The organism is Psychrobacter sp., from assembly GCF_030457785.1.
Lineage (GTDB): Bacteria > Pseudomonadota > Gammaproteobacteria > Pseudomonadales > Moraxellaceae > Psychrobacter.
In genome coordinates this window covers 1-11,314 of record NZ_JAKDUI010000070.1, presented here as the reverse complement: position 1 = coordinate 11,314, position 11,314 = coordinate 1, and the positions used below count along the sequence as shown (strand labels likewise).

General features: G+C 45.1%; 8 protein-coding genes. 5 read left to right on the top strand and 3 right to left on the bottom strand.

Annotation, left to right across the window (positions count from 1 at the left end; genetic code table 11):
* Nucleotides 1-207 precede the first annotated feature (207 nt).
* The 5 genes from ggt to cysE all read left to right on the top strand — a co-directional run bounded on the left by ggt (nt 208) and on the right by cysE (nt 8,853).
* A complete protein-coding gene (gene ggt, locus L0J61_RS05150) occupies nt 208-2,046 on the top strand; it encodes a gamma-glutamyltransferase (RefSeq protein WP_301465273.1) in 1,839 nt (612 codons plus the stop codon).
* A gap of 459 nt (nt 2,047-2,505) precedes the next feature.
* Nucleotides 2,506-6,213, top strand: a complete 3,708-nt coding sequence (dnaE, locus tag L0J61_RS05145; RefSeq protein WP_301465272.1) for a DNA polymerase III subunit alpha — start codon at nt 2,506-2,508, stop codon at nt 6,211-6,213.
* A 61-nt stretch (nt 6,214-6,274) separates the two neighbouring features.
* On the top strand, nt 6,275-6,646 hold the full coding sequence (locus L0J61_RS05140; RefSeq protein ID WP_301465271.1) for an Hpt domain-containing protein: 372 nt from the start codon (nt 6,275-6,277) through the stop codon (nt 6,644-6,646).
* A 111-nt stretch (nt 6,647-6,757) separates the two neighbouring features.
* Nucleotides 6,758-7,567, top strand: coding sequence for an RNA methyltransferase (locus L0J61_RS05135; protein WP_301465274.1), 810 nt, complete (start codon nt 6,758-6,760; stop codon nt 7,565-7,567).
* A gap of 398 nt (nt 7,568-7,965) precedes the next feature.
* Entirely contained in the window at nt 7,966-8,853 is an 888-nt protein-coding gene (gene cysE, locus L0J61_RS05130) for a serine O-acetyltransferase (RefSeq protein ID WP_301465270.1), read from the top strand.
* A gap of 286 nt (nt 8,854-9,139) precedes the next feature.
* On the opposite strand, the gene L0J61_RS05125 is transcribed toward cysE, so the two are convergent.
* From L0J61_RS05125 to rarD, 3 genes are all read right to left on the bottom strand, one after another.
* Nucleotides 9,140-9,700 carry a 2-amino-4-hydroxy-6-hydroxymethyldihydropteridine diphosphokinase gene (locus tag L0J61_RS05125; RefSeq protein ID WP_301465269.1) on the bottom strand — a complete coding sequence of 187 codons (561 nt, stop codon included), beginning with the start codon at nt 9,698-9,700 and terminating at the stop codon, nt 9,140-9,142.
* Nucleotides 9,693-10,103: a dihydroneopterin aldolase gene (folB, locus tag L0J61_RS05120; RefSeq protein WP_301465268.1), complete on the bottom strand. Its 411-nt coding sequence runs from the start codon at nt 10,101-10,103 to the stop codon at nt 9,693-9,695. Before folB ends, L0J61_RS05125 begins: the two co-directional genes overlap by 8 nt.
* Nucleotides 10,104-10,208: 105 nt before the next feature.
* Entirely contained in the window at nt 10,209-11,159 is a 951-nt protein-coding gene (gene rarD / locus L0J61_RS05115; protein WP_301465267.1) for an EamA family transporter RarD, read from the bottom strand.
* Nucleotides 11,160-11,314 lie beyond the last annotated feature (155 nt).

Sequence of the window (11,314 nt, the reverse complement as noted above, 5' to 3'; positions counted from 1 at the left end):
CTCATTAAATTTATTCATTTCCTCTTATATGTAATGCTAATTGTCATACTATTGCAAAAGGACTCTACAATGCAGGCACCCTCTACCCAATCTTCTGGCAAGACTGAGCACTCTCCAAAATACGCTCCAAGTTGTACACATGAAATTTCATTAAAAAAATCCATAAGGTCTGCGGCTTTTATAGTCAGCAGTACTTTATTTCTATCTATGCCCACTCACGCGCTTGAACCCACCCTTTCAAATACGATCAAACCAATAAACAACACACCGATCGACACCAGTGCAATTAATCTAGCGATTATGGCAGATCATCCTAGCGTGGTCTCTGAAACTCAGCATATTAGCCGAGTGACAGAAGAAACGCCTGTATCAACGTCAAGCTCTGTAAAGACTGACCAAGCCATCTACTCTTCTGATGCTATTCATCATCCTAAATGGGCTAAAAATGGCATGGTCGCCACGCAAGAAGCGCTCGCCTCAGATATTGGTTTAAAAATCTTAGAAGAAGGTGGAAACGCTGTTGATGCAGGCGTCGCAGTTGGCTTTGCCCTCGCCGTCACCTTACCTCGTGCTGGCAACATCGGCGGTGGTGGATTTATGATGATTTATGATGCCAAGCAAGACAAGACCGTGGCACTCGACTACCGTGAAAAAGCACCCAGTAGCGCCACTCGTGATATGTACCTCGATGAAGAAGGTAACGCTGTCAGCGACTTGTCTCGCTATCATGGCTTAGCTGTCGGTGTACCAGGTACAGTCGCAGGACTGCTCAAAGCGTTGGACGAGCATGGTACGATGAGCCGCGGACAAGTCATGGCACCAGCGATTGCACTGGCAGAGGACGGTATCGAAGTGACCGCTGGATTGTCCGAGTCACTCACCGCTCTAAGTGATCGTTTGCAAAAGTGGCCCAGTACCAAAAAGGTGTTTTTTAAACCAGACGGCAGTGCTTATCAGCCTGGAGAGATCCTCAAGCAACCTGAACTTGCACATTCACTGAAGCTAATTGCCGCACAAGGGCCCGATGGGTTTTATAAGGGTGAAACCGCGCAAAAACTGGTCAAAGCGGTCAATGAAGCAGGTGGCCTAATGAGCTTGCAGGATTTGAGCGATTATCAAGCGATCGCCCGTGAGCCAGTCAAAGGCAACTACCGTGGTTATGAGGTGGTCTCAATGCCGCCACCTTCTTCTGGTGGTATTCATATCATTCAGATTTTGAACATTTTAGAAGGCTATCCACTCAAAGACTACGGACAAAACAGCGCGCAGACCATCCACTTAATGGCTGAAGCGATGCAATTGGCTTATGCAGATCGAGCAGAGTACTTAGGCGATACAGATTTTGTCGATGTGCCTGCCAGCGGTCTTACCTCTCAAGCCTATGCTGACAAGCTGCGCGCCTTAATTGATCCAAACAAAGCCACGCCAGCGGCGACCATCAAAGCCAATAATCCACTGCCCTACGAGAGCGATCAGACCACGCATTTCTCTATCGTCGATAAAGACGGCAATGCAATAGCCAACACTTATACGCTGAATTTCTCTTACGGCACGGGCCTCGTCGCTGACGGTACAGGGATTTTACTCAACAATGAGATGGATGATTTTTCGGCCAAACCTGGTGTGCCAAACGGTTATGGCCTATTAGGCGGTGAAGCCAATGCTGTAGAAGCCAATAAACGCCCCCTATCCTCGATGAGTCCGACCTTTGTGTTCAAAGACAGCAAGCCTTATATCGTCACAGGTAGCCCAGGTGGTAGCCGTATCATCACCACCGTCACCCAAATCCTCTCAAATGTCATCGACCATGACATGAATATCGCTGAGGCCACCCACGCCCCACGTATTCATGACCAATGGCTGCCTGATGAGATTCGAGTTGAAAAAGCATTGAATAGTGATACGGTCAATAAGCTTGAATCCATGGGACATACGGTCAGTCCAAAATCTGCCATGGGTTCAACGCAATCCATTATGATTTCCCCAAGTGGCGTCTACGGTTCGTCTGATCCTCGTACCGTCGATGGCGCAGTAGTTGGATATTAACCTCCGTTGTATGAAGCTTGATGGTTTTGAGCGAGAACTGGGTATAGTCGCTACTAAATAAAAAGAACACCTTATCTAATCATGCAAAACTGGGATAGGTTTTTTTTGCAGGCTCTGTCTGCGCAGGCACAGCAAGCCAAAAAAATTTATCCCAGTTTCGCTGTATCTGTTTTATATCGGACTGACTATAGAGGTATGGCAGGATTTAGCGTTCTTTCCCCCTATTTAACTAGCCAGAAATATTGAGAGAGCTATCGATTAACTTAAAGAGACATTCTAAAACACACCTTAGGACTAACTGATTTTTGCCCACCGAATCAGTGGTTGGCTGCGGCAAATAATGCTATGATTAGCGACTTAATTCGAAAGGATTAAAAACGGTTTTTTTCTGTCTTATTTACCTCAGGTCGAACTCAAAAAACCCCACTATTTCTTTGATCGCATCCGTAAGAGTCCTCTATGGCATTTGTACACCTTGGCATTCACAGCGAATATTCTATCACCGATTCTATCGTGCGCATCAAGCCACTGGTCAAGGCTGCTGTCGATGATAATCAACGCGCACTGGCATTGACTGATTTGTCCAATCTTTATGCCACGGTGAAGTTTTATCGTGCCTGTCTTGGCGCCGGTATCAAACCCATTATCGGCAGTGACGTCATCATGGAAGATGAAGACACTCGTTTGACCCTGCTAGCGATGAATAACGAAGGCTATCAAAACATCACGCGCATCGTATCGCTTGGTTTTACCGAAGGACGCGCCAACCCTGACAACCATGGAACGCCTGTGGTAAAGCGTCACCATATTTTAGAGCATGCAGCAGGTGTTATTGTCTTATTTACCGAGCATTCTGACGTCGGGCAAGCCTTGGTCAGTTCTATGCCAGAAAATGCCGATACGCTCATCCGCGAGTGGCAAGCACAGTTTGACGATCGCTTGTACTTTGCCATCAAACGTACCAATCGCCCAGGCGAAGATACCTTTATCAGATCTGCCATCAACGTGGGTGCCAAACACCACATTCCTATCGTCGCGCATAATGATGTTCGTTTTTTAAAGCAAGACGACTTTGATGCTCACGAAGCGCGTGTTTGTATCGCAGGCTCCTATGTACTGGCCGACCCAAACCGCCCGCGATTGTATTCTGATGAGCAATATTTAAAAACTCAAACACAAATGGAACAGCTATTTTCTGATATTCCACAAGTGATTAATAACACCTTGCGCTTAGCCACTCGCTGTAACGTGACGTTAACGCTCGGCATCAACGTGCTGCCTGAGTTTCCTGTGCCTGAAGGCGAAACCATTGAGTCGTTTTTTCGGGCAGAGTCTCAGCGTGGTCTGAACCGTCGACTGGATAAATTGTTTCCAGTTGCCGAGCGTGATGACAGTTGGGATGACTTTCGTAATCAATATGACGAGCGCTTAGAATATGAGCTTGGTATCATCCTATCAATGGGGTTCCCTGGGTACTTCTTGATCGTCATGGACTTTATTCGCTGGGCAAAAGCCAATGGCGTGCCGGTTGGTCCTGGTCGGGGCTCTGGAGCTGGTTCATTGGTTGCTTATGCGTTAAACATTACCGACCTCGACCCCATTCATTACGACTTGTTATTTGAGCGCTTCTTAAACCCCGAACGTGTCTCTATGCCTGACTTTGATATTGACTTTTGTATCGAAGGTCGAGATCGAGTGATTGATTATGTGGCTCAAACCTATGGCCGCGAAGCAGTCTCGCAAATCATTACCTTTGGTACTATGGCTGCCAAGGCGGTTGTGCGTGACGTCGCACGAGTACAAAGCAAATCCTACTTTTTAGCCAATAAAATATCCAAACTGATACCCAAGACACCAGGTATCAGCCTCAGCGAAGCACTCGAACAAGAACCTCAACTCAAAGACTTGATATCTAATCCTGATAATATGGATTATGAAGATGCCATAGAAATCTGGGAAATGGCTATCAAACTAGAGGGGGTCTGTCGAAACGTCGGTAAGCATGCTGGTGGCGTACTCATTGCGCCGCACAGAATTACCGACTTCAGTGCCATCTACTGTGATGATGAAGGACACCGTGTCAGTCAGTTTGACAAAGACGATGTCGAAGACGTTGGATTGGTGAAATTTGACTTTTTGGGTTTGCGTAACTTAACGGTCATCAATGCTGCCGTCGAAAATATCAATTTACGCCGCGCTCGTGAAGGCAAAGATGCATTGGTACTAGAAGATTTGCCGCTCGATGACAAAAAAGCCTATAAGTTATTGCAAGAAGCCAAGACCACCGCTGTCTTTCAGCTAGAAAGTATGGGCATGAAAAAGTATCTGGGAAAACTCCAACCAACGAATATCGAAGATGTCATCGCTATGTGTGCCCTATATCGTCCAGGCCCACTCGATGCAGGTATGGTTGAGATGTATATTGACCGTAAACATGGCCGTGAAGAAGTCATATACGATCACCCCAATCTCGAGCCAATTTTAGAAAACACCAACGGCGTTATTGTCTACCAAGAACAGGTGATGCAGATCTCACAGGTCATGGCAGGCTATAGCTTAGGTGGTGCTGATATGCTGCGCCGCGCCATGGGTAAAAAGAAACCAGAAGAGATGGCGAAGCAGCGTGATACCTTCGTCAATGGTGCCACAGAACAAGGCATCGATGAGGCGACCTCCGGCGGCGTGTTTGACTTGATGGAAAAGTTTGCGGGTTATGGTTTTAACCGTTCACATTCAGCAGCTTACGGTGTCTTGGCTTATCAAACAGCTTATCTGAAAGAGTACTACCCTGCCGAGTTTATGGCAGCAGTATTGACGTCTGATATGAACAACACCGACAATGTTGTTTTCTTTATCAATGATTGCCGTGAAAACTTTGCGCTGACCGTCGTCAACCCTTCAGTGAACCGCAGTGAATGGCACTTCGTCGCTGATACACCAACCAATATCATTTATGGCTTGGGTGCGATTAAAGGCGTGGGTGAAGGTGCGGTTGAATCTATCGTTGACGCCCGCCGCCGCGAAGGCCCCTTCAAAGACTTATATGATTTTTGTCGCCGCGTCGATACCAAAAAGGTCAATAAACGCACATTGGAGGCTTTAGTCAGTGCCGGCTGTTTCGATGACTTTGCCACCACTTTACGCCCAGATTTGCCAGAAGATGAAGCATACGAGATTCGTGGCGCGCTGATGAGTCAACTGCCAGGTGCCGTGCAAGCCGCTGAGCAAGACCGCCAAAACCAAGAAATCGGTATGATGGATTTGTTTGGCGAAATGGATAGCGTGGTCGCAGCACCACCATTGGTCATGACGCCAGACCTGATCTGGGGTGACAAGCATCGTCTAAAAGCAGAAAAAAACACCTTAGGGCTGTACCTAACTGGACACCCAATCAACGAGTACTTAGAAGAGCTAAAACGCTATACATCAGGCACACGTCTCGACAAGCTCACAGACACTGGCTATAACGGCAGCTGCTATTTTGCTGGCTTAATCATTGATATCGCCAACTTCGGTAACCGCAACGTCATCACCTTAGATGATGGTACATCGCGGTTAGAAGTCAGTTGTTACGCTGAACGCTTCAATCGCGTCAAGGAACAACTGAAGATAGATGAGGTGATTATTATCAAAGGCAGCATCCGTGAGCGTGACGGCCGTTTGTTTGCACGCCTCGATAACGCCATGACCATGGTGGATGCTCGCCTGCGTTGGCTTAAAAAAATCAGTATTAAAATCCACGGCAGTGATATCAATTTGTTAACCTGTCTAAAGCCGCTGCTCAAATCAGAACAAGCCGATATAATACCAGCACCTCGTTCGCCTTACACAAACGATCAAGATGAACAAGACAGTAATGCCGTTTATGATCCTGCGATGGGCGGCAGCTTGTACGATGAAAACGGCAATGACCTCTTGGCATCGGAGAGTAATGGGGCGCAGGGTGCTCTTGATCAAAACGGCAATAACCCTACCAACAACGTTATGCTCAATACCGACACCAGCATCAATGACAACTGTCTGCCACTTGGTCTGAGTATTTATGAAGACTTCGGCATTGCAAACGTCGGGCTATCTGAGCATTGGCGTGTCTACCCTAACGATGATAATTTACAAAAACTAAGAAGCATGGTAAATGAAGAAAACTTGCATTTTCACTATAGTTAAAGCAGTGCTCCTAGCATAGCAACGATACTGCAAAAACTTACAATATTTTGGATATAAGACCATGAATCAGAACTCAAATAATAATAATCAGACCCCAGAAATTATTAATCATGAACAGTTCGAAGAAATGCGCGACTTACTCGAGGAGGACTTTTCCGATCTGATACAAGTCTATCTCGCTGATAGCCACCAGCGAGTAGCGGACCTGCGAGTAGCACTGCAAGAAAATGACAACCACAATGGCTTTGAAATCGCACACGCCTTAAAAGGTGCTAGTGCTAATTTAGGAGCGACACAAGTCGTGGATCTCAGTAGTCAACTTCAAGACCTTTGCCGCGAGCAGCTTATTAGCAAACAAAGTGAGTTGATTGAAAATCTCGCAATCGCGCTACAACATGCAGAACAAGAAATCAATCAACGCATGGGATTATAAATGAGTAGCTATCTTTCACCAACTCCAGACCTCACATCAGACCTTAAATTAGAAACTCCGTCAGCATCCGCTCATACTGTGCATGACTATCTTTCATGTGCTCAGATAGTCATGGTCAACACAACACTGCCTGCAAACATAGGGTCTGCTGCTCGGGCAATGCACACCATGGGGCTATCTCGCCTGACAGTTGTCAATCCAAAACTGCCCATCGATGAAACCAGTGTCTCGCATGCAGCAGGTGGCAGTGACTTACTATCAGCAGCGACGATAGCGCCCACGCTTGAGTCTGCCATAGCAAACTGCCAGCTGGTTTTTGCAGCCAGCAGCCGAAGCCGTCATTTGCCCCGCCCTGTGGTCACGCCTACGCAAGCCGCTCAGATTATGTGTGACTTCATCGACAAGCAGAGCGCGCTCGATACTACCGATGATAATATTGAAACTCATGCTAAAACCAGCAGCAAACCTAATATCGCCATACTGTTTGGCCGTGAAGACCGTGGTCTGACCAATGAAGAGCTCGCATATGCAGACTATCACATTCAGATCGATGCCAACCCTGACTATCCAGTGCTCAACGTCGCTTCAGCGGTACAAGTAATCGCGAGCTTCTTCTATGCTTATGTACAGGCGCACACTCAATCAGCAACGAGTCAACTGAATAATGATGTCGATAACGTTACTTCACCCTCATTAGAAGTCGTCCTACGTCAACAATGGGATGAGCCAGCAATTACTCAGCAGCAATTACTTAAGCTGACAGACCGCACAACGGAGCTGATGATTCAGCGTGGTTTAGCGGATAGCGAACACTTAAAATCTCTACCAGCACGATTGTCACGCTTAAGCTCGCGCTTGCAATTGGATCAAAAAGAATACCAACTATTAAGCGCACTTATCGCTAAACTGTTAAAAGAATAGGTGGTGTGTCAAAAAGTATGCTGATTAAAACTTGAACAATTTTTGAAGCCTTGAAAGCCCTATAGAATCAGAGAACTTAGCATAGATTTCTTATTGACTTCTATCGCCAGCATACTTTTTAGAACACCACCAAAGAATAAACAACATCTAACACTAAATTTATCAAAATGATCGGTTGCTCATTTTTGCGTTTTTCTCAAGTTTATTGGTAGGCGCTATATTTTGTCGCATAAAACTGTTATAACTTTAATTATATGATGTATTCAAAAAACAGGCTTGTAAGCTTATTTCAGAACACTCATGTAACTGTATGCAGAAAACCCAAAAATAGCATAAACCTCATTTCACTGATAAATTTTCATTGACGAAATATTACTTTAGAACAGATAGGACGTTTTATGTCATTGCCAACCACTTTATTTAAATCGATCACCAGTATCAAAAAAAACCTAAAAGAAGATGTCGATGCGGTATTCAGCCGTGATCCAGCCGCCCGAAACAGCCTAGAAGTTATCTTAACCTATCCTGGCATTCACGCGCTTATTCTTCATCGTGGTGCACACTGCCTATGGCAAAATAACCAAAAATTCGCCGCACGTGCCATATCTTATGGCTCTAGAATCATCACTGGCATCGAGATTCATCCTGCTGCCAAAATTGGCAAGCGCTTTTTTATTGACCACGGTGTCGGTGTCGTCATCGGTGAGACAGCTGAGATTGGTAATGATGTGACTTTATATCATGGTGTCACGTTAGGCGGTGTTTCTTGGAATGATGGGAAACGCCATCCTACCCTAGAAGACGGTGTTATTGTCGGCGCCGGTGCAAAGGTACTTGGGCCATTCACTGTCGGAAAAGATGCCAAGATTGGCTCAAACGCTGTTGTCGTCAAACCTGTCCCTGCCGGTGCAACAATGGTCGGCGATACTGCTCGTATGATCTCTAAAAATCACGACGAAAAAGGCAACCCAATCACACCAAAAACAGAAGATGCTACATCCTCAGAATCAGCCACTCCAGACAAAGCAAATAGCACAGAGCCTAGCAGCAAGCGTGAGACTACCTTCCAAGCATATGGGGTTTCTGCGTCATCACAGGACCCTGTTGCTGATGCTTTTGCTAAAATGCTCGAACACATACGACAATCAGAGAACCGCCTGGATCAATTACAAAAAGCAATGTGTGAAATCGACTCTAGCTTTTGTGCAAAAAAGTACGATAAGCTGTGCTTAGAAGATTTTGATGTGATTGGTGATACGGATGAAGCCAGTGAAGAAAAACAGTAAATGAATTAGTTATTAGTTATATTAGAACCCTTAGTTTCCGACTAATGGCAAAAACTCGCATGCTTTCTAACGAAAGCTGCGAGTTTTTTATTGTCGGTTTATAACCAATCGGTCTATAATCAATTCTTGGGAGGCAACACCTTAAGAAAACCAGTTATTTTTCCCTTCAGGCTTATTAATAGACCACTTAAAATAGACTGAATGGAGCCGGACACGACATAGTAAATTCACTGTTCATTATCTACAGCAATAAGCGAGATTTATAGTATGCAGCGAAATTGTTAATTTAAGAGTTAGCGGTTATTCGACAAGGCATATCTAACTCGTTTATCCCTACTTTCTCATGGGCTTTGAATGGGTAACGATCTGCTAAGACGAGCCATTGATTTGAATGATTGGCTTTTTTTCCATCTATCGTTTTACTGCTTAGGCTATTTTCAGATATAGCCATTTTCACCATCAAAATGTCAATATCCATCGTGACCTGTTTTATCAGCGAATCGCCCTCAGTCAAACGTTGCCGATGACAGTCAGATTCAAACTGCTTAAAGTCATCCTCTAGTTTTTGCAATGTCATTGGCACGTTCAATGAGAGATAAACACATTGGTTGGTATAGTCTGGTTTTGGCTGCACTTTCGTCGCTGTAAAGTCAGGGTTCTGAAACGCTGTCGATAGTTGCATCTCGCCCAAACCTGCTAGGCTTTCACGGACACGTGGTAAATACTTATCTGCTTGATAATTACTGCCCAAAGCCAATACTACTGCCGTCACAGTCTGCGCTTGCAACGTTTCAGACGCACAAACCTCTAAGGCGTCAAGCGTTAAACCAGCCAATGTTTTATGCATCATTCGCCTTGTTTTTCTCGACCATATCGCTGCTAGATTTAGCATGCCGAGTGATTTGCACACCCACCGCATCGGCTTGTTGGACGGCAGTCGGCTTCGCCACGCTCAAAGTAACCTTTTGGCATGGGTATTTCGCAAGCAGCTTGTCAGCAACCTGTCCTGCTAAATGCTCAAGCAGTTTTGCTTGAATAGTCTGACACCAGTCGCTCACATCGTCACAGACCTCCTTATAGCTCAGTGCATCATTGACATCATCTGAGACAGCAGCGCGGCTTATATCTGTTTCGAGCGCAATATCAATCAGTAACGGCTGAGTAATAGCGCGCTCCCAGTCATATACCCCAATCACGGCTTCAACCTTCAAACCTTCAACAAACACCACATCAGATGAGGTATGAAACATATCATTATCCTTGTTCACTGTTTTTTAATTAAGCTTTATACCGCTAGTTTCAATATTAGCTTTCAACGTTGATTGCTTGCAGGCTTATTTACTGATGCCTGTTTACTATAACTTTTCTTCACGCAAACTAGCTACTTTTGCCACTTTACTTGGACGATGGCGCCACAAATCAATGCTAAATAGCAACAGGCCGAACCATATCAAACCAAAGACTGCCAATCGATGTAGATCAAATGGCTCTTTATAATAAAACACAGCCAAGAAGAAAATAAAGGTCGGCGTCAGGTAGTTCATAAAACTCAAAATACTAAAAGCGACCATCTTGGTAGACTTATTAAACAATAATAAAGGTATTAAAGTAATAGGCCCTGCCAGCATTAACAACCAAATATTCGATGAAAACCAAAAACTTATCTGACTACTCACCACGTCCGCTTGCCAAAACCACCACAGACAAATCGGCATGAGCATAGTCGTTTCCACAAACATCGCATCAATAGCCGTCAAAGGGGTCTGACGCTGAATCGTACCGTAAATACTAAAGCTAAATGCCAAAATAAGTGAGAGCCAAGGCAAACTGCCAATCATGACCACCTGAATGCCCACAGACAATAGTGCAAAAGAAATCGCTACCCACTGTAAAGGACGTAGGCGCTCCTTAAACAATAGCATCGAGAGCCCAACACCTACTAATGGACCAATAAAATATCCCAGACTGGCTTCAAGTATGCGATCCTGGTTGACCGCCCATACATAGGTAAGCCAGTTACCCGCGATGATCAGCCCAGAAAAAAACGAAAACACAATCCATCTGGGGTTTTTCTTTAAGACATCTATCCACTGCCATCGCTTATTAATCAGCAACACAATTATCAGACAAACGAAAGTCCATACGATACGGTGACCGATAATCTCAGTTGCGTCATAGGCAGCGAGCTGTTTGAAGTATAAAGGAAATCCGCCCCAGATAATAAAAGCAAAGAAGGCAGTGATAATGCCGCGTCTAGTCGTTTTGACAGGCGCAACCGGTTTTTTGATGACATTTTGAATGGCCATAAGTTAGCACAATTTTTTAGAGCAAAGCGTACCCGCGTCGACTTATCGTTTATCTCTAAGTCTGTTGACGATGGTACAGGGTTACTACAGATGAGTGGAAATATGAACTACCCACTACCTTAGAGGTAGGGGTTTCTTAGGTAATGCTCATACTT